Source organism: Streptomyces sp. RKAG337, assembly GCF_023701715.1.
Classification (GTDB): domain Bacteria; phylum Actinomycetota; class Actinomycetes; order Streptomycetales; family Streptomycetaceae; genus Actinacidiphila.
In genome coordinates, this window is sequence record NZ_JAJOZA010000001.1 from 4989560 (window position 1) to 5014326 (window position 24767).

The 24767-nt window shown below is 70.1% G+C and carries 20 protein-coding genes; 11 read left to right on the forward strand and 9 right to left on the reverse strand.

Features of this window, described 5'->3' with window-relative positions:
* The first annotated feature begins 39 nt into the window (after positions 1-39).
* Together LNW73_RS22050 and LNW73_RS22055 are read left to right on the forward strand one after the other, a co-directional pair.
* Positions 40-717, forward strand: coding sequence for a TetR/AcrR family transcriptional regulator (locus tag LNW73_RS22050; protein ID WP_250991072.1), 678 nt, complete (start codon positions 40-42; stop codon positions 715-717).
* Positions 718-838: 121 nt separating this feature from the next.
* A complete protein-coding gene (locus tag LNW73_RS22055; protein ID WP_250991073.1) occupies positions 839-1831 on the forward strand; it encodes an adenosine deaminase in 993 nt (330 codons plus the stop codon).
* A 69-nt stretch (positions 1832-1900) separates the two neighbouring features.
* Here LNW73_RS22055 and LNW73_RS22060 read toward each other — a convergent pair whose 3' ends face one another.
* The 4 genes from LNW73_RS22060 to LNW73_RS22075 all read right to left on the reverse strand — a co-directional run bounded on the left by LNW73_RS22060 (position 1901) and on the right by LNW73_RS22075 (position 6173).
* Positions 1901-2704, reverse strand: a complete 804-nt coding sequence (locus tag LNW73_RS22060; protein ID WP_250975851.1) for an HAD family acid phosphatase — start codon at positions 2702-2704, stop codon at positions 1901-1903.
* Positions 2705-2872: 168 nt separating this feature from the next.
* On the reverse strand, positions 2873-4213 hold the full coding sequence (locus LNW73_RS22065) for an ABC transporter substrate-binding protein (protein WP_250991074.1): 1341 nt from the start codon (positions 4211-4213) through the stop codon (positions 2873-2875).
* Between the two features lie 122 nt (positions 4214-4335).
* Positions 4336-5292, reverse strand: a complete 957-nt coding sequence (locus tag LNW73_RS22070) for a carbohydrate ABC transporter permease (RefSeq protein ID WP_374117254.1) — start codon at positions 5290-5292, stop codon at positions 4336-4338.
* Complete coding sequence (locus LNW73_RS22075) at positions 5289-6173, reverse strand: carbohydrate ABC transporter permease (RefSeq protein WP_250975849.1); 885 nt, start codon at positions 6171-6173, stop codon at positions 5289-5291. Before LNW73_RS22075 ends, LNW73_RS22070 begins: the two co-directional genes overlap by 4 nt.
* Positions 6174-6508: 335 nt before the next feature.
* Between LNW73_RS22075 and LNW73_RS22080 the strand changes: the two genes are divergently transcribed.
* The 3 genes from LNW73_RS22080 (at position 6509) to LNW73_RS22090 (ending at position 11724) form a co-directional block, all read left to right on the forward strand.
* Positions 6509-7498: a LacI family DNA-binding transcriptional regulator gene (locus tag LNW73_RS22080; RefSeq protein ID WP_250980157.1), complete on the forward strand. Its 990-nt coding sequence runs from the start codon at positions 6509-6511 to the stop codon at positions 7496-7498.
* Positions 7499-7660: 162 nt separating this feature from the next.
* On the forward strand, positions 7661-9787 hold the full coding sequence (locus tag LNW73_RS22085) for a beta-galactosidase (RefSeq protein ID WP_250991075.1): 2127 nt from the start codon (positions 7661-7663) through the stop codon (positions 9785-9787).
* Positions 9787-11724 (forward strand): glycoside hydrolase family 5 protein, encoded by a 1938-nt coding sequence (locus LNW73_RS22090; RefSeq protein ID WP_250991076.1) that lies wholly within the window; start codon positions 9787-9789, stop codon positions 11722-11724. Before LNW73_RS22085 ends, LNW73_RS22090 begins: the two co-directional genes overlap by 1 nt.
* 97 nt (positions 11725-11821) lie before the next feature.
* Here LNW73_RS22090 and LNW73_RS22095 read toward each other — a convergent pair whose 3' ends face one another.
* On the reverse strand, positions 11822-13147 hold the full coding sequence (locus LNW73_RS22095; protein WP_250991077.1) for a family 4 glycosyl hydrolase: 1326 nt from the start codon (positions 13145-13147) through the stop codon (positions 11822-11824).
* Between the two features lie 46 nt (positions 13148-13193).
* On the opposite strand from LNW73_RS22095, the gene LNW73_RS22100 reads away from it, so the two are divergent.
* The 4 genes from LNW73_RS22100 (at position 13194) to LNW73_RS22115 (ending at position 17406) form a co-directional block, all read left to right on the forward strand.
* Positions 13194-14309: a carbohydrate kinase family protein gene (locus LNW73_RS22100; RefSeq protein ID WP_250991078.1), complete on the forward strand. Its 1116-nt coding sequence runs from the start codon at positions 13194-13196 to the stop codon at positions 14307-14309.
* 193 nt (positions 14310-14502) lie between these two features.
* Positions 14503-15549 carry a PhoH family protein gene (locus LNW73_RS22105; protein ID WP_250975844.1) on the forward strand — a complete coding sequence of 349 codons (1047 nt, stop codon included), beginning with the start codon at positions 14503-14505 and terminating at the stop codon, positions 15547-15549.
* A gap of 22 nt (positions 15550-15571) precedes the next feature.
* On the forward strand, positions 15572-16069 hold the full coding sequence (ybeY, locus tag LNW73_RS22110) for an rRNA maturation RNase YbeY (protein ID WP_138353185.1): 498 nt from the start codon (positions 15572-15574) through the stop codon (positions 16067-16069).
* A 5-nt stretch (positions 16070-16074) separates the two neighbouring features.
* Complete coding sequence (locus LNW73_RS22115; protein WP_250975843.1) at positions 16075-17406, forward strand: hemolysin family protein; 1332 nt, start codon at positions 16075-16077, stop codon at positions 17404-17406.
* Between the two features lie 13 nt (positions 17407-17419).
* On the opposite strand, the gene LNW73_RS22120 is transcribed toward LNW73_RS22115, so the two are convergent.
* Genes LNW73_RS22120 through LNW73_RS22130 form a run of 3 tightly spaced genes read right to left on the reverse strand, consistent with a single transcriptional unit; the run spans position 17420 to position 21868 of the window.
* Positions 17420-20794, reverse strand: a complete 3375-nt coding sequence (locus LNW73_RS22120) for an NACHT domain-containing protein (RefSeq protein ID WP_250991079.1) — start codon at positions 20792-20794, stop codon at positions 17420-17422.
* Positions 20795-20813: 19 nt separating this feature from the next.
* The gene (locus tag LNW73_RS22125; RefSeq protein WP_250991080.1) at positions 20814-21059 is read right to left on the reverse strand and encodes a DUF397 domain-containing protein; all 246 of its coding nucleotides are present in this window, start codon (positions 21057-21059) and stop codon (positions 20814-20816) included.
* On the reverse strand, positions 21056-21868 hold the full coding sequence (locus LNW73_RS22130) for a helix-turn-helix domain-containing protein (protein WP_250991081.1): 813 nt from the start codon (positions 21866-21868) through the stop codon (positions 21056-21058). The genes LNW73_RS22125 and LNW73_RS22130 overlap by 4 nt, the downstream gene beginning before the upstream one ends.
* A gap of 127 nt (positions 21869-21995) precedes the next feature.
* Here LNW73_RS22130 and LNW73_RS22135 point away from each other — a divergent pair, with 127 nt between their 5' ends.
* The gene (locus LNW73_RS22135; protein WP_250991082.1) at positions 21996-22433 is read left to right on the forward strand and encodes a hypothetical protein; all 438 of its coding nucleotides are present in this window, start codon (positions 21996-21998) and stop codon (positions 22431-22433) included.
* Positions 22434-22874: 441 nt separating this feature from the next.
* Here LNW73_RS22135 and LNW73_RS22140 read toward each other — a convergent pair whose 3' ends face one another.
* Positions 22875-24107 (reverse strand): esterase/lipase family protein, encoded by a 1233-nt coding sequence (locus LNW73_RS22140; RefSeq protein WP_250991083.1) that lies wholly within the window; start codon positions 24105-24107, stop codon positions 22875-22877.
* Between the two features lie 285 nt (positions 24108-24392).
* Here LNW73_RS22140 and LNW73_RS22145 point away from each other — a divergent pair, with 285 nt between their 5' ends.
* A complete protein-coding gene (locus LNW73_RS22145) occupies positions 24393-24746 on the forward strand; it encodes a cytidine deaminase (RefSeq protein WP_250991084.1) in 354 nt (117 codons plus the stop codon).
* Positions 24747-24767 lie beyond the last annotated feature (21 nt).

Sequence of the window (24767 nt, forward strand, 5' to 3'; positions counted from 1 at the left end):
GAACCTGAGGTATGCCTCCGGTTCGGTAGACTGGCGGACATGTCCGACTCCGACCGCTCTCGCTGCCCGAAGCGTGTCCTGCGGCGCGACGCGCAGCGCAACCGCGACGCACTGATCGCGGTCGCCCGCACCGCCTTCGCGCAGGACGGGATCGACGCGCCGCTGGAGTCGATCGCCAAGCGCGCCGGGGTCGCCATCGGCACCCTCTACCGGCACTTCCCGACCCGGCTCGACGTCATCGAGGAGATCTTCGCCGAGAAGCTCGCCGAGTGGCTGGCGGCGGCCGAGCGCGGGGCCGCCGCCGACGATCCCTGGGAAGGGTTCGCCGGGTATCTGGAGGACATGTGCGCCCTGCAGGCCGGCGACCGGGGGTTCAACGACCTGGCGTCGATGCGGCTGCCGTCGTCACCCGAGGTGGAACGGCTGCGGCTGCGCATCTTCGAGCTCAGCCGCGACATCCTGCACCGGGCCCAGCGGGCCGGTGCCGTACGCCCCGATCTCACGCCCGAGGACCTGGCCTTCCTCATCTGGTCGCAGGCGCGGATCACCCAGGCCACCCGGGAGGTCGCGCCGCGCGCCTGGCGGCGTCATCTCGCGCTGCTGCTGGACGGCTTCCGCGCCGAGCGCGCCCACCCGCTGCCCGAGCCCGCCATGACGCCCGCGCAGGTCGGCCTCGCCATGGCCGCCCTGGGCGGCAGCAGCTCCTGCCCCGGCTGAGGCTCCCGCCCCGGCTGAGGCTCGCCACGGCTGAGGCTCCCGCCCCCAGGCCATCGCACCGCGCTGACCTGTACCGTTGTACGACCCCTCGCCGCCGTACCGACTGTGAAGTGAATCCCCTGTGCCCATTCCCAAGGCTGAACTGCACCTCCACATCGAAGGCACCCTGGAGCCGGAACTGGCCTTCGCGCTCGCCGCGCGCGGCGGGATCTCGCTGCCGTACGCCGACGCCGACGAACTCCGCCGCGCCTACTCCTTCACGGACCTGCAGTCCTTCCTGGACCTGTACTACGCGCTGATGGCCGTGCTGCGCACCGAGGACGACTTCGCCGACCTCGCCGACGCCTATCTCGCGCGCGCCGCGGAACAGGGCGTACGGCACGCCGAGATCTTCTTCGACCCGCAGGCGCACACCGCGCGCGGCGTCGACATCGGCACCGTCGTCGAGGGGCTGTCCCGCGCGCTGGACGCCGGGCGGGAACGGCACGGCATCAGCACCCAGTTGATCATGTGCTTCCTGCGCGACGAGTCCGCGCAGTCCGCGCTGGACACCTTCGAGGCGGCAAAACCGTACCTCTCCCGGATCTCCGCCGTCGGGCTGGACTCCGCCGAGGTCGGCAACCCGCCGTCGAAGTTCCGCGAGGTCTACGAGCGGGCCGCCGCCGAGGGGCTGCGCCGCGTCGCCCACGCGGGCGAGGAGGGGCCGCCCGCGTACATCTGGGAGGCCCTCGACGTCCTGGGCGTCGAGCGCGTCGACCACGGCCTGCGCTCCCTGGAGGACCCGGAGCTCGTCGCCCGCCTCGTCCGCGACCGCATCCCGCTCACGCTGTGCCCGCTCTCCAACGTCCGGCTGCGCTGCATCGACCGCATCGAGGACCACCCGCTGCGCGCGATGCTCGACGCCGGCCTGCTGGCGACCGTCAACTCCGACGACCCCGCGTACTTCGGCGGATACGCCGGCGACAACTACGACGCGGTCCGTGCCGCGCTCGGCCTGGACGACGAGACGCTGCGCGGGCTGGCCCGCAACTCCTTCGAGGCGGCGTTCCTCGACGGTGACGAGGCCCTGCGGGCCCGCTACCTCGCCGAGGTCGAGGCGTATGTCTTCGACTGACGACGCCGACCCGGCCGGCGGCCCCTTGGAGCCGCGGCCGGGCCGGACGGTGCGCCTAACTCAGGGCGCCTACGGCAGGAAGTACATGGGGTTGGGGAGCTTGAAGGTCTTGTCCCCGTATCCGCCCTCGAGGTCGCTGTACTGGTCGCCGAAGTTGGCGACGATGTCGTAGCCGAGCGACTCGATGTGCTTGCGGGTGCCCGCCTTGTACTCGACCGTCGTGCAGGTCGCGCCGCACGGCAGGTACGCCGGCGGGCTCGTCTTGTTCTTCAGGAAGAAGTGCGCGGCGTCGGCGGCCGGCTTGTAGCCCGCGACGGCGAGGTTCGCGGTGGACGGGTCGCGCTGCGCCTCGGGGCGGCCGGTCAGGAAGAAGACCGTGATGCCGTGGTCCGACGCCCAGTTGACGAGGTCCGGCATGCCGAAGACCGGCGCCATGTTCTTGGTGCGGATGTACGTGTCGTTGGTGGCGGGCGTGTAGTTGAAGCCCACCTCCAGCTCGTAGTTGTACGTGAGCAGCGTCGTGTCGTCGACGTCGAGGACGATCGCGGGCTTGGCACCGTGCCCGTTCCCGTAGCCGCTCCCGTTTCCGTGACCCTCGTGCCGCAGGGTGTCCTTGAGGTAGTCCTTCGCCTTGCTCTCGATGCCCGCGACCTGCTGCGCGTAGCTGCTCTGCGGCGACGCGTCGTGCTCACCGGCGGCGTCCACGGTGTCGCCGTAGTACGCCTTGATCTCCGTGACGACGTTGGTGAGGTTGGGGATCTGCTTGTCGCTGCGCGGCACCGAGTTGCCGGCGGAGGCACCGCCGATTCCGTAGAGGGTGGCGCCGACCGCAAGGGTCGCGGCGGTGAGCGCCAGGGCTCGGGTCCGGGGCATGGCGGTGCTCCTTCACGTCATGTGCACGTCGGGTGATCCCGTGAACCTAGACCCATGATCATGGCTGGTCAAGGATGGTCTACGCGCGAGGATCCGGCGGCTGCAGCACAGCACCGGTCGGGGCGTCCCGCGCGACGCCCCGACCGGTGCTGTCCGTGAGACGGGCCGTCACTTCATCGTGAAGCCCTGCTCCTTGCCGAACGTCGTGATCCGGTCCTGCCAGGCGGACAGCGCGGCGGGGAGGTCGCCGCCGGGCTTGAGGGCCTGGCCGACCGAGTCCTTGTAGACGCTGTTCGCGTAGACCTGGAACGGCAGGTACTGCCAGCCGGGGCGGACCGCCTGGGACATCTGCGCGAAGATCTCGTTCGGCTTGGACCCGGGGAAGTACGGAACGGTCGCGCTCCGGAACGCGGGGTCGTCGAGCAGCACCTTGGTGGCGGGGAACAGGCCCACGTCCTTGTTGAGCGAGGTGACGGCCTCCGGGTCGGAGTCCAGCCACTGCGCGAAGGCCACGGACGCCGCCTTGTTGGCGCTCTGCGCGGTGACCGCGACCGAGGAGCCGCCGTTCTCGGCACTCGCCGGGGTGCCCGCGGTGGTCTGCGGCATCGGGGCGACGTCCCACTGGCCCTTGCTCTGCGGCATGTTCTGCTCCATGACGGCGGGGGCCCAGGCGCCGGTCATCCAGATCGCGTACTTGCCCGCGGCCATCGACTTCCACCAGGCGTCGTTCCAGCTCGGGGTGGTGTCGAGCAGCTTGTCCTTGAGCAGCGCGCCGTAGGTGCCCGCCCACTTCTGTGCCCCCGGGTCGCCCTTGAGGTCGGCCGCCACCCCGGTGGTCCCGGTGACCTTGTACGGGAAGCCGCCGGACTGCCAGATCATGCTGTTGCCGGTCCCCGCGTCCCCGGGGTCGGTGTAGGTGATGTACTTGTCGGGGTCGGCCGCGTGGATCTTCTTGGCGAGGGCGTTGAACTCGTCCCAGGTCCTGGGCGGCGTCGCGCCGAGCCCGGCCAGGACGTCCTTGCGGTAGAACATCGCCATCGGCCCGGTGTCCTGCGGTATGCCGTACATCCCGCCCGCGACGTTCACCTGGGACCACGCGGACGGCGCGAACTTGTCCTTGAGCCCGGTCGCGCCGTAGCCGGCGAGGTCGACGAGCTGCTTGGTGATGGCGAACTGCGGCAGCGCGAAGTACTCGATCTGGGCGACGTCCGGGGCACCCTTGCCGGCCTTGAGCGCTGCCTGCAGCTTGGTGTACTGCGCCTCGGACTGACCGACGTTGACGACCTTGACGTGGATCTTCGGGTACTTCTTCTCGAAGAGCGCCACCGTCTTGTCGATGTTCGGGACCCAGGTCCAGAACGTGATGTCCGCGGGCTTGCCGAGGGCCTCCCGCACCGCGGCCGGATCGGCCTGGGAACTGCCGCCGGTGCCGGTCCCCGAACCGCCGCAGGCGGTGAGTCCGAGGGCGAGCACCGCGGCCGTGGCGGCGGTGAGCAGCGATCTGTTCATCTGTGGGCACTCCTGGGAAGGGCGTACACGAGGGTGGGAACGCGGAAGGGTGATGCCGTTGCCGCTTGATGCGGTTACTGCCTGGCGCCGTTGCTGGCTGACGCCGTTACTGCTGGACGTCGTTACTGCTTGACGCCGCCGGCGGCGAGACCGGACTGCCAGAACCGCTGGAGGAACAGGAACGCCACGATCAGCGGGACGATGGCCAGCAGGCTGCCGGTGAGCAGCAGCGGATACATCGGCTGGGTACCGCCGGAACCCCCGTTCGCCAGGGAGTTCCACTGGTTGAGGCCGACGGTCAGCGGGAACCACTTCGGGTCGTTGAGCAGGATCAGGGGCAGGAAGTAGTTGTTCCAGGTCGACACCAGCGCGAAGAGCAGCACCGTGACGAATCCGGGGGCGAGCAGCCGCAGCGAGATGGTGAAGAAGATGCGGGTCTCGCCCGCCCCGTCGATGCGCGCGGCCTCCAGCATCGCGTCGGGGACCGCGTCCGCCGCGTACACCCGCATCAGATAGAGGCCGAACGGGCTGACGAGCGAGGGCAGGATCACCGCCCAGGGGGTGTTGACGATGCCGGCGTCGCTGAACAGCAGATAGGTCGGGACGGCCAGTGCGGTGCCCGGGATGGAGATCGCACCGATCACCAGGGCGAAGAGCAGCCGGCGGCCGGCGAATTCGAACTTGGCGAGTGCGTAGCCGCCCATGGTCGCGAAGATCGCGGCGCCGCCCGCGCCGACCACCGAGTAGAGCACCGTGTTGCCGAACCAGCGCAGGTAGATGCCGTCGTTGTAGGTGAAGACGTCGTGGATGTTGCCGAACAGGTGGAAGCCGTTCGAGAACCAGAGCCCGGACGAGGAGAACAGGCCCTCGCTGTTCTTGGTCGAGCTGAGGAACAGCCAGACCAGGGGCAGCAGGGTGTATCCGAGCATCAGCGCCATCAGGACGGTGAGCACGGTGCTCCCGCGCCGCCGGCGGCGCGGCCGGCGGGTGAGGGGGCGCACCGGTTTGCGGGGCGGGGCGGGTGGCGGCGCGCTCTGCGGTGCCGCCGCCTGTGTGGTGCCGGGAGCCGAGGTCGTCACAGCATCCGCTCCCTTCGTGCGGTCAGCGTCTGGACGAGGTAGGCGACCACGACGGTGACCAGGCCGAGGACCACCGCGATGGCGGCCGAGTAGTTGAACTGCCGTCCGCTGAACGCGAGGTTGTAGGCGTACAGGTTGGGCGTGTAGTTGGTGGTGACGACGGCCGGGGCCAGGGTCTGCAGGATGCTCGGCTCGTTGAACAGCTGGAACGTGCCGATCACCGAGAACGTGGTGGCCATCAGCAGCGCGGGCCGGAGCGCGGGGAGCTTGATGCTCCAGGCCTTGCGGAAGGCGCCGGCGCCGTCCATCTCCGCGGCCTCGTACAGTTCCTCGGGGATGGAGCGCAGCGCCGCGTACAGGATCAGCATGTTGTAGCCGACGAACTCCCAGGTCACGATGTTGCCGATGGAGCCGAGCATCCATGGCGCGGACAGCAGGTCGGGCAGCCGGGTGCCCAGCGCGTCGCCGAGCTCGCCGGCCAGCCCGAACCGGTCCCCGTACATGTAGCCCCACATCAGCGCCGCGACCACGCCGGGCACGGCGTAGGGGACGAAGATGCCGATGCGGAACAGGGCCGGGAAGAGCAGCCGTCCGCTGTCGATCGCGAGGGCGGCGAGCAGGGCGAGGACCAGCATCAGCGGCACCTGGACGACGAAGAACGCCGACACCCGCAGCAGCCCCGCGGTGAACAGCTGGTCACTGAGGGCCTTCGTGTAGTTGTCGAGGCCGGTGAAGACCGTGCCGTCGACCATGCGCTCCTGGTAGAGGCTCAGCCGGATCGCGTAGAGGAGCGGCGCGGCCACGGCGATCACGAACACGGTCAGGAACGGGAGGAAGAACGCGTATCCGGTGACGTTGCGCCGCAGGGCGCCGCGCTTCACCGTGGGCCCCGGCGGCAGCACGGGGCCAGATCGACTCTCACGGGAGGTCCTTCGGGAGGGCTGCAGCTGATGTTTGCGCCAACATGACCGGCACGTTTCGGAAGTGTGCCGGTGACCAAATAACGTGTCAAGGGTTCTGTCGCACTCGCGTTTATGCGGCATATAAGGTGTTGGAGTGGATTTATCACCTGGCTTTCCCGGGCTGAGTACAGCCCATTGACGGCGACTCCGTGTTTACGCAAACATGATGCGCATCCGGCGCCCCTCCAGGGCATCTCCAGTGAGAGGATCAGGGCATGGCGAATCCACGGGCGGCACGCAGCCGTCCGCCGTCCATGGCCGATGTCGCCGCGATGGCCGGAGTGTCGAGCCAGACCGTGTCGCGGGTGGCGAACAGCCGCAGCAACGTCGACGAGGCCACCCGGGAGCGGGTGCTCTCCGCCATGCGGATGCTCGGCTACCGCCCCAACACCGCGGCCCGCGCGCTGGCCACCGGCCGGTTCCGGATGCTCGGTGTGATCAGCTTCGGCCTCAACGCCTACGGCAACGCCCGCACGCTGGAGGCCATCGTGGCGGCCGCCCAGGACGCCGACTACTCGGTCAACGTGGTCAGCGTCCGGGCGCAGACCGAGAGCGCGGTCCGGGCGGCCTTCGAGCGGCTGACCCTGCAGGCGGTCGACGGCATCATCCTGAACGAGGCCCAGATCCTGGACACCCCGACCCTCCGGCTGCCGTCCGGGCTGCCCGTCGTGGTCGTGGACGGGGAGGAGGGCCGCCGTCAGCCCGGCGTCGACACCAACCAGGCGGAGGGCGCGCGGCTGGCCACCCGGCATCTGCTCGACCTCGGCCACCGCAGCGTGTGGCACCTGGCCGGGCCGCAGGACTCCTTCGCCGCCCGCCGCCGCGCCGAGGCCTGGCACGGCACGCTGAAGGCGGCAGGAGCCGCCACGCCACCGGTGCTGTACGGCGACTGGAGCGCCGACAGCGGATACGCCGCCGGGCGCGAACTCGCCGCGAAACCCGAGGTGACGGCGGTGTTCGCCGCCAACGACCAGATGGCGCTCGGCGTCGTCAGGGCGCTCTCCGAGGCCGGCCGGAAGGTGCCGGACGAGGTGAGCATCGTCGGATTCGACGACCTCGCGGAAGCGTCCTGCTTCCTGCCCCCGCTCACCACCGTCCACCAGGACTTCGAAGAGGTCGGCAGGCAGTGCGTCAGCCGCCTGCTCGACCAGATCCACACCGGCGAGGCGGGCACTGGAGGCGTCAGCTCCGTGGCGCCGCGCCTGGTGATCCGGGCCAGCACCGCCGGACCGCCTGCCTCCTGACGGTTCGTCAATAGCGCGCCTGGGCAGTCTTCGCCCGGCCGGTCAGTACCTCACCCCTCCGACGACGCCGTCGGTCCCTTCGTCCTATCCGTCCTCTCCCGCAACGCCGAAGGAGAACTGGCGCGAGCCGTCGGGCCTGCCCCGCCGCGCCACAACACACCGATGACAGACACCACACCCCCCTCCCTCGACGTGCCCGATGCCGACGTGCCCGACCCTGCCGCGACCGACGCCGCCGCCAGGACCGCCCGCCTTCGCGGCCGGCTCGGCGGCCTCGGTTTCGGAGCCGACTACAACCCCGAGCAGTGGCCCGAGAGCACCCGCGCCCAGGACCTGAAGCTGATGTCCGAGGCCGGGGTCACCATGGTCAACCTCGGGATCTTCGGCTGGGCCCGGGTCGAACCGGAGCGCGACGCCTACGACTTCTCCTACTTCGACCGCGTCATGGACGATCTGGCGGGCCACGGCATCACCGTCGACCTGGCGACCATGACCGCGTCACCCGCGCCGTGGCTGGTCACCCAGCACCCGGAGATCCTGCCCGTGACCGCCGACGGCACCGTGCTGGCCCCGGGCGGGCGCCAGCACTTCTGCCCGTCGAGCCCGGTCTTCCGCGACCGGGCCGGCCGGCTGGTCGAAGCGCTCGCGACGCACTACCGCGACCACCCGGCGCTGGGCCTGTGGCATGTCGGCAACGAGTACGGAATCCATGTCGCCGAGTGCTTCTGCCCGGCCTCGGAGAACGACTTCCGGAGCTGGCTCGTCGGCCGCTACGGCGACATCGAGGCGCTCAACGACGCCTGGTCGACCGACTTCTGGTCCCAGCGCTACGCCTCGTTCGACCAGATCCTGCCCCCGCGCACGGCGCCCACCTACCCCAACCCCTCGCAGCAGCTGGACTTCAAGCGCTTCAGCAGCGACGCCCTGCGCGCCTGCTTCGAGCTGGAGGCGCGCATCCTGCGCCGCGTGACCCCCGACATCCCGGTCACGACGAACTTCCTGGCGGGGCACAAGACCGTCGACATGTACGACTGGGCGCCCGCCATGGACGTCCTCGCCTTCGACAGCTACCCGGACCCGAACTGGGACCGGGCGCATGTCGGTGCCGCGCTGTCCTACGACGGAATCCGGGGCGCGGGCGGCGGCGACCCCTGGCTGCTGACCGAGCAGGCGCCGTCCTCCGTCAACTGGCGGCAGCGCAACGCGCCCAAGCTGCCCGGCCAGATGCGGCTGTGGAGCTGGCAGGCGGTCGCGCAGGGCGCGGACGCGGTCATGTACTTCCAGTGGCGGCAGTCCCGGGGCGGTGCGGAGAAGTTCCACTCGGGGATGATTCCGCACGCCGGTCCCGACAGCCGGGTCTTCCGGGAGGTGGCGGCGCTCGGGCAGGAACTGGCGGCGGTGCCCGAGATCGCGGGCACCCGGCTGCGCAACGAGGTCGCGGTGCTCTTCGACTGGAACAGCTGGTGGGCCGTCGAGCTCGACTCGCACCCGTCGAACGGCATTCAGCACCTGGACCGCACCCTCGACCACTACGGACCGCTCTTCGACCTCGGGGTCGGCGTCGACGTGGTCCACCCCTCGGCCGAGCTGTCCGGGTACCGCCTGGTGGTCGTCCCCGGGCTCTACCTCCTCTCGGCGGAGCACGCCGAACGGCTGACCCGCTTCGTCGCGGACGGCGGCTCACTGGTCGTCTCGTTCTTCAGCGGCATCGTCGACGAGCACGACCGGGTCCACCTGGGCGGCTACCCGGCGCCGCTGCGCGACGTACTCGGCCTGTACGTCGAGGAGTTCTGGCCCGCCGACGAGGGCGCGACCTTCCCCCTGCGGGAGGCGGCCGACAGTGAGGCCCCCGGCGGCGGACGGAGCAGCGCCGACCTGTGGCGCGAGGACGTGGTCCTGACCGGGGCCGCCCCCGAGCTGCTCTTCGCCGGCCCCGGCTGGGACGGCCGCCCGGCGGCGACGGTCCACGGGTACGGAGCCGGAACGGCCCGCTACATCGCCACCCGCCCGGACGAGGCGACGATGCGCGCCGTCCTGGAGCGCGCCCTCGCCGACGCGGGGGTCACCCCGGTGCTGCCGGGGCTGCCGGCCGGGGTGCAGGCCTCGGTGCGCGCCGGGGACGGATACGACATCCTCTTCCTGCTCAATCACACCGACGGCACCCACGTCGTGGAACTTCCCGGCGAACGCCGGGATCTGCTGCACCAGGACCGTGACCCCCAGCGCCGGATCACCCTCGAACCGTTCGGCGTCGCGGTCCTCGGCAACCCAGCTGAAGGCAGGCATTGATGCACAGAATCCTGGCTCGTTCCACCCTGGTCCTGGCCACGGTGGCCGGGCTCCTGGCAGGCCCCGCGATACCGGCCTCCCAGGCCGCGCCGGACCTCCCCGACGCGACCGCCCAGCCCACCGGGGCTCAACTCACCGCCGCCCAACTCGCCGGCTCCTGGACCGGACCGCTGTCCGCCCGGGGCCGCTACATCGTCGACGCGAACGGCGACCGGTTCAAGCTCAAGTCCGCCAACTGGGGTGGTGCGCAGGGCAGCTGGACCGGAAGCGGTGACATCGACGACCCGGCCAACCACCACGCGGGCGAGGACTCGTACAACATGCCCGTCGGGCTGGACCGGGCGAGTCTGCCCGCCCTGCTGGGCAGCTACCACCAGCTCGGGATCAACAGCATCCGGCTGCCGTTCTCCAACGAGATGATCCACAACACGACGCCCGTTCCGGACGCCGCCGTCGCCGCCAACCCGCAGCTGCGCGGGAAGACACCGCTGCAGGTGTACGACGCCGTCATCACGGCCCTGACCGGTGACGGCTTCGCGGTCGTCCTGAACAACCACACCAACACCTCACGCTTCTGCTGCGGCCTGGACGGCAACGAGCGCTGGAACACCTCCCAGTCGACCGCCCAGTGGGAGGACGACTGGGTCTTCATGGCCCGCCGCTACAAGGACAACAAGCGCGTCGTGGGCGCCGACCTCTACAACGAGGTGCGGCGCACCATCCTCGACGACCCCAACTGGGGGAGCGGTGACGGCCATGACTGGTTCAGCGCCGCGCAGGAGGCCGGCGACCGGATCCTCACCGAGGCCGACCCGGACCTGCTGATCATCGTCGAGGGCATCAACTGGACCGGCATCCCGGCCGACGGCCTCCCGCACGGCCGCCCCACCCTGGAACCGGCCCGCACCCTCTCCCACACCCTCCTGCGGTCCGGGAAGCTCGTGTACTCCGCGCACTTCTACGGATACACCGGCCCGAACCACACCGGCGCCTACGGCACCGGCGAGACGCACGACCCGCGCTACCAGGACATGACCCGCGACCAGCTGTTCGCGGTCCTGCAGCAGCAGGCGTTCTTCATCACCACCGAGGGGCAGCACTTCACGGCGCCGCTGTGGGTGAGCGAGTTCGGCACCGGCACCGAGGAGAACGACCCCAAGGCGCGCGCCTGGTTCGCCAACTTCACCGACTTCCTCGCGGCCAACGACACCGACTTCTCCTACTGGCCGGTGGTCGGCTGGAGCGGGAACGGCCAGGGCGACGCCTACGCGCTCGTGCGCTATGACGCGGCCGGGCACCGCACGGGCATCCTCGACGGCCCCGACTGGCGGTCCGCCGCGTGGAACCACCTGATCACCGCCCCCTCCAGGACCGGACAGGTGGCGGTACCGGCCCGCTGGAACATGCTCGACCTGGACAACGCCGACGCCGTCCGGTCCCTGCGGATGCGCGGCGGGCCCGACTGGGACTCCGGAGCGCGCAAGGCCACCTGCCCCGACGGGCAGCGGCTGATCGGCCTTGCGCACACCGGGAACCGCGGTCTGTGCACCGACTCCGGCGCCGGTGACCTGCGGTCGGCGGCCCCCGAGTACACCGTCGTCCGCGACGAGAGCTACGTCAGGAGCGGTGACTGGGCGGGCGGCTACACCAAGCTGGAATGCCCGGCGGGACAGTTCCTCGACGGCTACAGCGTCCGCGGCGCCGCCGTCTCCGCGGCCCTCTGCGTCCCGGCCCGTGCCGCGCTGGGCACCGCCGGCCGTACGGTCTGGTTCGACCGGGGCGACAACCGCCCGGCCGGTGGTCCCGGCGGCGAGTTCGCGTCCGGGAACTACAAGGGGCAGTGCGCCACCGACGAGTACGCGGCCGGTATCGCCTACACCGGCCGCGTCGGCTCCCGCCGGACCCCGGACGCCCTGCTCTGCCGCAAGCTGGCCTGACCCACGGGCCGGCACGCACAGCACTGCGGCCTGACGCACCGGCCGGCCCGACCCACGGGCCGGCCGGAGCACGTCGCACCGAGTACCGCCGCCCGGGTTACCGCGGCAGCGCGGCGTCCAGGATGCGGCCCGCGACCGCCACCGAGTCCACCAGCGGATGCAGTGCCAGCGCCCGCAGGGCCGCCGCCCGGGAGCCCGAGGCGGCGGCCTCGATCGCCGACCGCTCGACGGCCTTGAGGGTGAGCATCAGTCCTGCCTGGTGCTCGGTGGGCGCCGCCACCGGCAGTGGCCGGGCACCGAAGGCGCCCACCTCGCAGGGCACTTCGATGATCGCCTCCGCATCGAGCGCGGGGACGGTCGTCCCGTTCGGCACGTTGAGGATCAACGTGGTCCGCTCGTCGCGCGCGATGGCCCGCATCAGAGCCAGCGCGACCCGGTCGTAGCCGCCGCCGTCCAGGTCGTGGGGATCGCGCTGCCAGCCGCCGGTGGCGGCGCGGTTCTCCGCCATGTACGTCTCCTCGCGCTCCAGCCGGGTCCGGTCCCAGAGCGTGTACGCGTCGGCCGGCCGGCCCGCGGCGGAGGAGAAGAACGCGCCCTGCTGCCGGTCCAGGAACTCCCCGCGGGTCGCCTCGGCCGAGCGCACCGCGGCCAGCGCCTCCCGCTCGAAGTAGTAGTAGTGCAGATACTCGTTGGGCAGCGCTCCCAGCGCGGCCAGCCACGGCGCGCCGAAGAGCTTGCCCTCCTCGAACGATTCCAGCGCCTTCGGATCGGCGAGCAGACCCGGCAGCAGGTCCGGGCCGCCGTCCGACATCCCGCGCAGCCACCCCAGGTGGTTGAGGCCCACGTAGTCGTAGCGGAACGCGGGGGAGTCCGGGTCGGCGCCCGCGGCGCGCGCGGCACGGCGTACGAGCCCGACCGGGGAGTCACAGATGCCGATCACCCGCTCGCCCAGCACCCGTGCCATGGCCTCGGTGACCATGCCGGCCGGGTTGGTGAAGTTGATGACCCAGGCGTCAGGGGCGAGCGCCTTCACCCGTTCCGCGATGGCGACCGCGACCGGCAGCGTCCGCAGCCCGTACAGCACCCCGCCCGCACCGACGGTCTCCTGCCCGAGCACGCCCTCCGCGAGCGGCACCCGCTCGTCGCACACCCGGCCGGCCGTGCCGCCGACCCGGATGGCGGAGAAGACGAAGTCGGCGCCGCGCAGCGCGTCGTCCAGGTCCTGGGCGATCCGGACCGCCGGAGCGCCCGGCACCCCGGCCGCCTGGGCGGCCAGCACGGACGCGACGACCCGCAGCCGCACCGGATCCGTGTCGTGCAGCACCAGCTCACGGCAGGCGCCGGGGGCGCCCGTGTCCGCGAGCAGCGCCCGGTACACCAGGGGCACGCGGAAACCGCCGCCACCGAGAATCACGAGTCTCATGCGTCTGTGACCTCCACTGTCAGTCTCATCGGGCAGAGTGTTGTTCATGGACGACCAGCCCGTATTTGATCCGCTGGCCGGGGTCCGCTCTCCCGGCGACCCGGCATCCGATGTGTATCTGACCGGGACCGTCTTCCTGGACATCATCTTCACCGGTCTGGACAGCGCGCCGGTGCGGGGCACGGAGTCGTGGGCGCGCGGTATGGGCTCCAGCCCCGGCGGCATCGCCAACATGGCCACCGCCCTGGCCCGGCTCGGTCTGCGCACCAAGCTCGCCGCGGCCTTCGGCGACGACATGTACGGCGACTACTGCTGGGACAGCCTGGCGGTGGGGGAGGGCATCGATCTCACGCTGTCCCGCCGGATCCCCGGCTGGCACTCGCCGGTCACGGTCTCCATGGCCTACGAGGGCGAGCGCACGATGGTCTCGCACGGCCACGAGGCGCCGCCGCCCGAGGAACCCGCCCCCGAGTGCCCGCCCGCGGCCCTCGCCTGCGTGGCCTCCCTGGAGCCCGGCGGCCCCGGCCAGGAGTGGATCGGGCACGCGGCCCGGCACGGCAGCCGGATCTTCGCCGACGTGGGCTGGGACGACTCCGGCCGCTGGGACCCGGCCGACCTCGCGGACCTGGAGCACTGCGCGGCCTTCCTGCCGAACGCCACCGAGGCCATGCACTACACCCGCACCGAGTGCCCGCGCGCCGCCGCCCGCAAGCTCGCCGAGCGGGTGCCGCTGGCCGTCGTCACGCTCGGCGCCGAGGGCGCGTACGCAGTGGACTCCGCGACCGGCGAGACCGCCGAGGTCCCGGCCCTGCTGATCGAGGCGCTGGACCCGACGGGCGCGGGCGATGTCTTCGTCGCCGCCTTCGTCACCGGCTCCCTCGCCGGCTGGCCGCTCACCGACCGGCTCGCCTTCGCCTGCCTGTCGGCGTCCCTGTCCGTCCAGGAATTCGGCGGCTCGCTGTCGGCCCCCGGCTGGATCGAGATCGCCGCCTGGTGGCAGCACGCCAGGTCCTTCGACGACCAGGACCAGGACGTGATGCGCCGGTACGCGTTCCTCGACGCGCTGCTGCCGTCCGGCACTCGGCCCGGCCCGTTGCCCCGGGCCGTACCCACCATCGGCTTCCGCCGCCCGGCGGGACCCGCGGGGAAGGGCAGGCGCTGAGCCTCGGACGGACCCCACCCGCGTAAACCCCACCCGTCACGGAACCAGTCATTGCGGTGGTCGTGGAACCGGTCGCGAAACCCGGCGTAAAACCCCTCGGGCCAGAAGGGTCACCGACGTACCCTTGGTGTTCCAAGGCCCTCACCGGGCATGTCGTCATCAGAAGGTGGGTTTCCCAGGCTCCGGCCGGCCCATGACTCAGACACCGACACAGCACCAGCCGCAGGCACGCGCCCACTTCGTCGTTCCGGCCAAGCACCCCATGGTGACGGTCCTGGGATCGGGAGACGCCCTCCTCCGTGTGATCGAAACGGCCTTCCCGGCCGTCGACATCCACGTCCGGGGAAACGAGATCAGCGCGACCGGGAAATCCAAGGACGTCGCCCTCATCCAGCGGCTCTTCGACGAGATGTTGCTGGTGCTCCGCACCGGCCAGCCGATGACGGAAGACGGAGTGGAGAGGTCCATCGCGATGCTGCGCACCAACGGCAACGCGGCCGACCCGGAGGGGGAGACCCCGGCACAGGTGCTCACGCAGAGCATCCTGTCCAACCGCGGCCGCACCATCCGCCCCATGACGCTCAACCAGAAGCGTTACGTCGACGCCATCGACAAGAACACCATCGTCTTCGGCATCGGCCCCGCGGGCACCGGCAAGACCTATCTGGCCATGGCCAAGGCCATCCAGGCCCTGCAGGCCAAGCAGGTCAGCCGGATCATCCTCACCCGCCCGGCCGTCGAGGCCGGTGAGCGCCTCGGCTTCCTGCCGGGCACGCTCTTCGAGAAGATCGACCCGTATCTGCGCCCGCTGGTCGACGCACTGCACGACATGATCGACCCCGACACCATCCCGCGCCTGATGGCCGCCGGGACGATCGAGGTCGCCCCGCTGGCGTACATGCGCGGCCGCACCCTGAACGACGCGTTCATCATCCTCGACGAGGCGCAGAACACCAGCGCCGAGCAGATGAAGATGTTCCTGACCCGGCTCGGCTTCGAATCGAAGATGGTCATCACGGGCGACGTCACCCAGGTCGACCTGCCGAACGGCACGAAGAGCGGTCTGCGACAGGTGCAGGACATTCTGGAGGGCGTCGAGGACGTCCACTTCTCGCGCCTGACGAGCACCGACGTCGTGCGTCATAAGCTGGTGGGGCGCATCGTCGATGCGTACGAGCGTTTCGACGACGGGAACGCCGGGCGAAGTGCCGCAAACGGCGGCAAAGCCCGTACCCCCTAACCGAGAGTAGTCGCACCGCACCATGGCGATCGACGTCAACAACGAGTCAGGCTGGGAGATGGACGAGCAGGCGGTCCTCGACATCGCCCGCTACGCCCTCCAGCGCATGCGGATCCACCCGCTCGCCGAACTGTCGGTGATCGTCGTGGACGCGGCCGCCATGGAGCAGCTGCACATCCAGTGGATGGACCTCCCCGGTCCGACCGACGTCATGTCCTTCCCGATGGACGAGCTGCGCCCCGGGAAGGACGACGAGGAGCCCCCGCAGGGCCTCCTCGGCGACATCGTGCTCTGCCCCGAAGTGGCGAAGAAGCAGGGCGAGGAAGCGGAGACGCAGCACTCCATGGACGAGGAGCTCCAGCTCCTCACCGTCCACGGAGTGCTGCACCTGCTCGGATACGACCACGAGGAAGCCGACCAGAAGGCCGAGATGTTCGGCCTCCAGAAGGCCATCCTCGACGGCTGGCGCACCGAGCGCGGCATCGAGGGCCCCTCCCCGGCCCCGACCACCACCCACTGACGGCGATGGTCCTCTCCGCCGTACTGCTCGTCGTCGTCGCCTGGCTCGCCGCCTGCGCCGAAGCCGGTATCGCCCGCACCTCGCGCTTCCGCGCCGAGGAGTCCGTCCGCACCGGCCGGCGCGGCGCCGACAAGCTCATGGCCGTCGCCTCCGACCCCACCCGCTACCTCAACGTGGCGCTGCTCGTCCGGGTCGGCTGCGAGATGGCCGCGGCCGTCATGGTGACGGTCGTCTGCGACCGGCACTTCGACCAGACGTGGCAGGTCCTCGGCGTCGCCATCGGCATCATGGTGCTCGTCAGCTACGTCGCGGTCGGCGTCTCCCCGCGCACCATCGGCCGCCAGCACCCGCTCAACACGGCCACGGCGGCCTCCTACGTCCTGCTGCCGCTCGCCCGCATCATGGGCCCCATCCCCGGCCTGCTCATCCTCCTCGGCAACGCCCTCACCCCCGGCAAGGGCTTCAAGCGCGGCCCGTTCGCTAGTGAGGCCGAACTGCGCGCGATGGTCGACCTCGCCGAGTCCGAGTCCCTCATCGAGGACGACGAGCGCCGCATGGTGCACTCCGTCTTCGAACTCGGCGACACCATCGTCCGCGAGGTCATGGTGCCCCGCACCGACCTGGTGATGATCGAGCGCTTCAAGACCATCCGCCAGGCCATGACGCTCGCGCTGCGCAGCGGCTTCTCCCGCATCCCGGTCACCGGCGAGAGCGAGGACGACATCGTCGGCGTCGTCTACCTCAAGGACCTCGCCCGCCGGGTGCACATCAACCGCGACGCCGAGAACGACCTCGTCTCCTCCGTCATGCGGCCCGCCACCTTCGTCCCCGACACCAAGAACGCGGGCGACCTGCTGCGCGAGATGCAGCAGGAGCGCAACCACGTCGCCGTCGCCATCGACGAATACGGCGGCACGGCCGGCATCGTCACCATCGAGGACATCCTCGAGGAGATCGTCGGTGAGATCACCGACGAGTACGACCGCGAGGTCCCGCCCGTCGAGGACCTCGGCGGCGGCTCCTACCGCGTCACCGCCCGCCTCGACATCGGCGACCTCGGCGACCTCTACGGCGTCGAACTCGACGACGACGACGTCGAAACCGTCGGCGGCCTCCTCGCCAAGTCCCTCGGCCGCGTCCCGATCCCCGGCGCCTCCGCCTTCGTCGAACTCCCCCAGGACGGCGCCTACACCCCGGCCCAGCCCACCGCCCTCCGCCTCACCGCAGAAACCCAGGCCGGCCGCCGCAACCGCATCGGCACGGTGCTGGTCGAGCCGATCGGCGCTACAGCGGGGTCGAACGGCGGCCCGGCGGCCGCGGTGAACGGCAGCGAATAGCGCTGCGGCGCGGCTACTCGGACGTGATCGGGACGACGGTCCCGTCCTTGAGCACGCGCACGCGGGCGCGGCGGCTGACCACATAGAGGGCCCGGTGCAGGCCGTGATACGTCTCGTTCGCCCCGTTACCCTGATCGACGAAGTGCGGAAGGCTCCCGAACAGGTCGACCAGCGACAGGAGTCCGACGACGGTGTCCGAGTCGTCGCCGACCTCGGAGATCGCGCTCATGAGCCGGCTGGTCGCGGGGTCGCGGATGGTGTCCGGCTGGGAGCGGAGAGCGCGGATCCCCGCCAAGGCCCCGGGCACGCGCGAACGGGGCAGCTCCCACGGCGCGTAAACCGCCAGCGGGTCGTACCCCGGGTCGTTGAGCCATCGGAGATAGCGGTCGGAGGCCGCCTCCGGGTCGAACTCCGTATTCCAGCGGGCTTTGGACGACAACTGGAGCTCGTCCTCGGGCACCGCCCTGGCGAGCCGGCGGGAGAATGCGGGATCGTGGTAGGCCGTCAGGGTCCTTACCACGCGATCGATGATGGACCGGCTCCAGAAGCCGCCCGGGAGCGGGAACGAGGCCATGACGGTTGTCAGGTCGTGCTCAAGGATCGCCTCCTGGACCAGGGGGAGATGATCCGGTGCTCCCCACGCTGCCAGCGTGATCGCCGCGGAAACCGCGACGTACCGGTCGGAATGGGAGATCAGCGAAACGAGATCTTCCGGGTTCCCCGGCAGATGTTCCAGACACTCCATGCTGAGCCAGCGGACCTGCCAGGAGCGGGAGTCATCGCGGGCCAGGATCAGCAGATCGTCCCGCGCGTCCCGGCCGTGTCCCCTCGTGACGAAGTCCGTCAGGTTGCCCATGATGAGGGCTGCGTCCGACTCGGAAAACGAACCAGTGAGGACAGTATCGAGGAGCGACCGGAAGCCCGGTTCTCCGACGATCTCCAAGTAGGTTCCGGCCAGGGTCGCACCGGAGCCCAGATTCCATCCGCCCCTCCGCTCCGCGTGGCGCAGGATGAGGTCGGGCACGGCGGGATCATCGAGTTGCACCAAGGCGCGTCCCACAGCCTGGACCAGAGAGCTGTACCTCGATCCGACCTCCTGGTCCAGGAGCAGAAGGAGCGTGTCGGCAGGGCCACCGGTGGCACCCAGCGCCTCCACGACCGTCCGTAGGCCCTGGGCTCTCCTGGGGCCGGTCGCGGACGTGTCCGGACGGGCGACCTGGACCGCCAGCTCCTTCAGGAGCGCGGGTACCGCGCCGGCGACCCGCAGTCTCCCCACCGCCCACACGATCTGCTGCCGCAGTTCCACGGACAGGTCCGGCCGCAGTACGAGCAGCCCGAGCAGCCTGTCGCCGACCCCTCGGCCACCGAGCGTACCCAGCGTGGTGACCAGGGACATCCGCGTCGCTTCGGAGTTCCGGTCATCAGCGATGTAGTTGATGATCTCGGGTAGTTGGCGTCCCGATCCGAGCAGTGCCACCAGTACCTGTGCGGCCCGTTCCCGCTCGTTCCAGTACGGGGTGGTCTCGCACAACCGCCAGAGAGAGCGCACGATCTGCTGCCGCAGCCGGGTGTCGGTGATGCGGGGGCTGCCGGTCAGGCAGCTCGCCGCCATGAGCAGGTCCGTGTGGAACAGATCGTCGTCCGGCAGATCGAGGACGTCGCCCTCCCGGCCGGATCCGTCGACCGGCAGCTGCAGCAGTCCGAGCAGCAGGGGAGTGGCGTCCGGCAGCGATCCCGCGAGCAGCAGGATGACCTCCTCCCACCACGGGTCGTAGCGCTTCGCCGTCGCCAGTTCGATCCCTTCGGGACCGCGCTCCCACAGAGCGGTGGCGGCGAAGTGCTCCTGGAGCGTCAGATGCAGAAACCCGTACCAGCCGTGCGCCTGAGCCTTGAGCAGGCCGTACTGGGCGGCGATCTCGTCGAGGATGGCGCGGTTGTCGCCCGGCGGGAGATCGATCGTCGGCAGATAGTCCGCGATGAGCGTCAGCAGATCGTCCTCGGCGAAATAGCGCTGACCCAGCCGGTGGTAGTGCCAGGCGATCTGCTTGAGAAGGTCCTGCTTGTTGTCCGTGGTGAAGCGGCTGTACCGGGAGATCTGCCGGTGGGCGTCCCACTCACGCAACATCACCTCCACACATCGGCGGTACAACGCCGCCCGCCGCTCAGGAAGTTCGAGATCCCGCTCGTAGACGATGGCGATCAGGCTGAGCAGCAGGGGGTTCGCGGCCAGCGTCTGCAGCCGGGAATTCCCGGACAGCGCGTGCATCAGCGCGCCGGTACGCCCGTCCTTCGCGCCGAACCAGTTCGCGATGAACGTCTTGATCTGCGGCCACTCGAAGTCGAGCGCCTCCATCACCTGAAACGGCTGCAGCCCACCGCGCCAGCCGTGCCGCCGGCAGGTGACGGCGATGGGCGCCCTCGGAAACCGGGCCGCCAGCCGGTTCACCTCCCGCACGACGTTGTTGTACGCCGCCGTCGCCTCCTCGGTGGATCCGCCGCCCAGCACCTCATCCAGGCCGTCGAGCAGAAGGGCGGCCGTCCCGTCGGTGAGCTTCGCCTCCAGATGGGCCCGCGAGCCCGCGAACCCGTACCGGTCGGCCCAGAACTCGGCGAGGTAGTCGAGCAGGTCGGTGTGTTCGCTCGCCATGAAGTGGTTCAGCTCGACGTACGCGGGCAGATCGGGTGTCCCGGCCGTCCCGCGTCGCGAGGCCATGACGAACGCCAGATGCCGCAGCATCGTGGTCTTGCCGGCGCCGGGATCCCCCACAACGACGATGCGCTGATGCCGTTGCAGCGCCTCCATGGGCGCGAGAGTGACGGGAGCGGTCCGAACCGGCCTGCGGGCCGCCCCGGCGGAGTCGTCGAAGACGCCCTGAACGACCTCGGGCAGCAAATCCGGGAAGAGGGCCTTCACCTCAGCCTCGTTCAGGAACCTCATGTGCTCCTGCTCCTGCACCCGGACCTGGACGTACAGCTTCTTCAGGTCCAGCGGCCGTGACAGGTCGAGGATGCGCAGCATCGACAGCTCGTGCGCCAGCTTCTCGCAGTACTCGGCCGCACCGAGCTCCAGATCACGATGGACCGTCGCCTCCAACTGCGCGGCCCTCTCCCGCTCCCGCTCAGCCTCCGCCTCGGCCCGCCGGCGCTCCCGCTCGGCCGTCTCCTGCTCGTGGTTCCACGTCCGGCGCTTCACCTCCAGATCGACATCGAGCTGGTGCTGCACCTTCTGCGCTTCCAGCTCGGCCGCCCACGTGGCCTTGTCCCGCTCCAGCGCCCGCGTACGGCGTATCTGATAGAGCAGCCCGGCCCCCGCGATGAGCGCCGCCGTGATGGCGCCGAACATCGTGAAGAGCGTCGTGTAGTTCGCGGCAGCCGACTGGAGTAACACGAGACCCCCGAGGCTCAGGTCAGCTGGGCTGAGAGGCGGCGAAGGCGACGAAGGCGGCCCAGGAGTAGGCGGGAACGGCGAGGGCCGGTCCCTGCGGGTCCTTGGAGTCGCGGATGTGCACGGTGGTGGGGTGGATAGCCACCTCGACGCACTCGCCACCCTCGCCGCCACTGTGGGTGGACTTGCGCCAGTCGTAAGCGACTTCGACGCACTCGCCGCCGCTGGAGCCGCTGTAGCTGGACTTGAACCACATCAGGTCGCTCATAGCTGTGACGCCAACTCCTTGATCAGGGCCACGGATTCCTCAAGTCCCAGGGCCTGAGTTCGGATCATCGCATACCGCTGGGAGAAGCGGGCCACCTCATCGGCGGGCGCAAGGATCTGACTGTTGCCCTGTACTTCGAGGTAGACCAACTGCTTGTGTCCCGGGGTTTCGATCAGAGTCATGGGGCCGTCCAGCCCGGCGTGATTTCCACGAGCCAGTGGCATCACCTGGATGGTGACGTTGCGCATGCTTGCGCAACTAAGCAGGTGCTCGCACTGGGCGTACATCATGTCGCGCTCGCCCACCTGGCGCCGCAGGACGGACTCCTCGATGACGAAGCTGAGCAACGCGGTGGGCTTGCGGACGAACAGTCCCTTGCGCGCTCCGCGTGCGTCTACCAGCCGGTTGATCTCCTCTTCATCCAGCGGCGGGAACTCGCTGCTGATCACAGCCTCGGCGTACTCCTCGATCTGCAGCAATCCGTGGAGCACGTGGGTGCTGTACGAGGAGATGCTCATCGCCTCCGCTTCCAGCTTGGCGAAGTCCTTGAAGTAGGCCGGGTACCGGTCGTGAGCCAAGTGCTCAGTAGCGATCGCCAGAAGTCCACCCGCCTCCAGCGCCTCATCAGCCGCCGCGATGAACTCAGGCGACGGGATGCGCTCGCACGTCTCGACGGCGCTGACGTACGAGTCGGAGACATGAACCAGCTCGCCCAGCTGGGCCTGCGTGAGGCCGCGCGACTTGCGGAACGTACGCAATAGCTCGGCGAAGTACCGTGCGGTCCCCGAGGATCCAGCGCTCTGACCCATTCTCGCCACCCCACACCCGTCAGCTCGATTCCACACGTCTCCACGGGAGTTCGACCCGAACCCCCACCCGGCCTCTGTCGAGGCTCCGGTCCTGTTCAGGCTAGCTGTGCGTGCCGACAGTGGACGTATGAATACAGAAAGTAACCGAGCGAACGTCCTGCACCCCTGGCTGCCGGTCTCCGGGCACCGGCTCCGCAAGGCGGGCGTCTTCTTCGACGCCGTCCGGGTCACGGAAGGGGTCGGCGAGGAACTGGCGAGGCGGCTCGAAGCTCTCACGAACGGTGAGCCGGGGCCGGTGATCGGGGAGTCGGCGGGGTGCCGGTGGATGTACTTCCTCGTTGCGCCCGGGAGTTCAGCAGGGCGCAGCTGGCCACCGGGTACCACCCGTCTGGGGTCGGGCGGCCGTGACGCCTACGTCGGCATCCCCGCCCTCACCGGCCTCACCTGGCCCCTGAACTGGCGCTGCGCGCCCCGGCAGGACCGCCGGCTCGTCGACCCCGACCTCCTGCACGGAACGCTCTGCGCTCAACTCGGCTGGGAACCGCGCCCGTTGGAGTGCGGCTGAGGTTGCGGCTGGGGCTGGGGCTGGGGCTGGGGCTGAGGCTGGGGGTTGTCGGGGATGGGCCCTGCAGGGCCGGAGGCTTTCCCGGTGCCGGCCACATCGCGGCAGCTGTCGCCCCCCGCCAGCCATCCGGCGGCCTGCGGTGCCGCGTATGGTGCGCGGGGTTGGCGGCGGCGGTACGGCGGCTCGCCCAATACTGCGTCGGCGGCGGTCGATCGCGCCGGCGTGCCCCCTCCCTCGCCCTGCCGGCCGTTCTACGCGCGCCAGGCCGAGAGATGCACCCGGAGTGCGGCTGGCCACCTAGGCCGCTCAGCGTGGCCGCCCCACCGCTATTCCGCAGACGGTTGCCGGCGGAGGCTGAAAGGACGCCCGCCCTGAACGGGACGAGGCCCGCCCTCCCGGGCGGGCCTCCCCTACTCCTACCCCACCCCTCCCCCCGGAGGGCTACTTGTTGAGTTCCAGCTGGTCGATGATCCAGCCGCCCAGCTCTTCCGTCATGAGGGTGTGTTCCTCGTTCTGGGAGGCGCACAGGAACGCGTCGAGTTCGCTTTCCTGGGACGGGATCGCGCTGATGTCGGCGTAGAGGTCCTCGTGGGTGTCGATGTCACGGATGGCGACCGCGCTGACGGCCGGGACGAAGGCGATCGAGCGGTAGTGGGCGGTGGCGGGCTGGCCGGCGCCGTTGAGTTCGTCGGCGGCGATGCCGAAGGATTCGAGGGTTCCGCCGGGGGCGCCGTCGAGTTCGGGCAGGCTCGGGGTGCGGACCTCCTTGGCGGGCTGGAGGAGCGCCTTGAGGTAGGCGACGAGCTGGTTCTCGGTGTCGTCCTGGAGGTAGAGGTCGGTGTTGTTGAAGAGGCCGCCGGTGATCTCCAGCGCAAGCTCTCCGGCCGGGACACCGTTGGGTTCGCCGGTGCCGGAGCCGTTGGCGACGCCGATCTTGCGGATCCCGTTCGGGTTGAGGGGGCCGGTCGGCCACCAGCCGTACTCCCGCAGCTTCGCGAGGAAGATCCTGCGGTTCTCGTGCTCGACCGCCGGCGCGGCGATGCTCTCCTTGTGCCGCCACATGAGTTCGGTGGCGGCCTCGCTGTTGATCATGTTCTTCATGCCGTCGCTGATCGGCGCGAGGAAGTGCGCCAGCCCCTGGAGGCTCAGCGGGATCCAGGCGCCCCGGTGCGGGCTGTCGTAGGAGATGTAGGTGCCGACCTCGTGGTTGCTGCCCTCGTGCTCCATCTTGGCGAGGGCGTACCGGGTGACGAGCCCGCCCATGCTGAACCCGCCGACCGCCATGAGGTCGCTCTTGTCCGCGCGCTGGTCCTTCGCGCGGTTGATACAGGAGATCGCGACCTCCGCGTTCTTCAGGATCGACGCGGACCGCTCGGCGTAGCCGAGGATGATCAAGTCATAGCCGCGGGAGCCCAGTTCGCGGACGAACGGGTACTCGCCGTGTTCCAGCCCTTCCCAGAACAGGAAGAGATTGCTCGGTCCCATCGAGAAGCCGTCGCTCAGGATGACGGGCTTCACCAGTTCGGTGTGGCCCTCGGCGTAGAACACCCAGGCGGTGCCGCCCTCGAACTCCCAGGTCTCGTCGACCACGGGCCCGACGTGCGGGTCGCCTGTCGCGCGTGCGGTGGTGGCTCCCAGCGAGCCGAACGGTTGAACAGCAGGTCCGGTGGTCATAGGTCGGTCCCCTCCTATGTGCCCATGGGCCCGTGGGCCCTTCGTGCTGCGGTGGCCGCCGGCGGTGTCCTCGGCGGCCACCGGGAACGTATCGCCGGGAGCGGAAGAAGTAATCCGAACATGACCGAACATCAGCAATAAGGCTAAAAGACGCTTATAGCGTGATCAGGTGGCCCATTAGGCCGTCTTGCGTTACCGGTCTGCGCACCGAGTTGGACCGCCGCCTCGGACACCTTGGACCACCGCCTCGGACACCGCCCTCGCGGGCGCTTTATGCTCGCCGGTATGAGCGATGCGACCCCGCTGGGGCCCGAGGACCTGAAGATCATCACCCTGGCGCGGTCCGCCCGCGCCCGCAACGGCGTGCCCGAGGGCGCGGCCGTACGCGACGAGACCGGCCGTACGTACGTCGCCGGCACCGTCGCGCTGGACTCGCTGAAGCTCAGCGCCCTGCAGACCGCCGTCGCCATGGCGGTCGCCAGCGGCGCGCAGTCCCTGGAGGCGGCGGCCGTCGTCACCGCCGCCGAGGCCCCGGCCGACGCCGACCGGGCCGCCGTCCGCGACCTCGGCGGCCCGGAGACCCCGGTGTACCTGGCGGGCCCCGACGGGACGCTGCGCGTCACTGTCCAGGCCGGCTGAGAGAAGCCCTCAAGCCGAGCG

Excerpts from the sequence above, each read along its gene's own strand:
- LNW73_RS22050 (WP_250991072.1), top strand. The coding sequence starts at position 40 with ATGTCCGACTCCGACCGCTCTCGCTGCCCGAAGCGTGTCCTGCGGCGC.
- LNW73_RS22060 (WP_250975851.1), bottom strand. The coding sequence starts at position 2,704 with ATGCCCCGGACCCGAGCCCTGGCGCTCACCGCCGCGACCCTTGCGGTC.
- LNW73_RS22065 (WP_250991074.1), bottom strand. The coding sequence starts at position 4,213 with ATGAACAGATCGCTGCTCACCGCCGCCACGGCCGCGGTGCTCGCCCTC.
- LNW73_RS22080 (WP_250980157.1), top strand. The coding sequence starts at position 6,509 with ATGGCCGATGTCGCCGCGATGGCCGGAGTGTCGAGCCAGACCGTGTCG.
- LNW73_RS22085 (WP_250991075.1), top strand. The coding sequence starts at position 7,661 with ATGACAGACACCACACCCCCCTCCCTCGACGTGCCCGATGCCGACGTG.
- LNW73_RS22090 (WP_250991076.1), top strand. The coding sequence starts at position 9,787 with ATGCACAGAATCCTGGCTCGTTCCACCCTGGTCCTGGCCACGGTGGCC.
- LNW73_RS22095 (WP_250991077.1), bottom strand. The coding sequence starts at position 13,147 with ATGAGACTCGTGATTCTCGGTGGCGGCGGTTTCCGCGTGCCCCTGGTG.
- LNW73_RS22100 (WP_250991078.1), top strand. The coding sequence starts at position 13,194 with ATGGACGACCAGCCCGTATTTGATCCGCTGGCCGGGGTCCGCTCTCCC.
- LNW73_RS22105 (WP_250975844.1), top strand. The coding sequence starts at position 14,503 with ATGACTCAGACACCGACACAGCACCAGCCGCAGGCACGCGCCCACTTC.
- ybeY (WP_138353185.1), top strand. The coding sequence starts at position 15,572 with ATGGCGATCGACGTCAACAACGAGTCAGGCTGGGAGATGGACGAGCAG.
- LNW73_RS22115 (WP_250975843.1), top strand. The coding sequence starts at position 16,075 with ATGGTCCTCTCCGCCGTACTGCTCGTCGTCGTCGCCTGGCTCGCCGCC.
- LNW73_RS22125 (WP_250991080.1), bottom strand. The coding sequence starts at position 21,059 with ATGAGCGACCTGATGTGGTTCAAGTCCAGCTACAGCGGCTCCAGCGGC.
- LNW73_RS22130 (WP_250991081.1), bottom strand. The coding sequence starts at position 21,868 with ATGGGTCAGAGCGCTGGATCCTCGGGGACCGCACGGTACTTCGCCGAG.
- LNW73_RS22135 (WP_250991082.1), top strand. The coding sequence starts at position 21,996 with ATGAATACAGAAAGTAACCGAGCGAACGTCCTGCACCCCTGGCTGCCG.
- LNW73_RS22140 (WP_250991083.1), bottom strand. The coding sequence starts at position 24,107 with ATGACCACCGGACCTGCTGTTCAACCGTTCGGCTCGCTGGGAGCCACC.
- LNW73_RS22145 (WP_250991084.1), top strand. The coding sequence starts at position 24,393 with ATGAGCGATGCGACCCCGCTGGGGCCCGAGGACCTGAAGATCATCACC.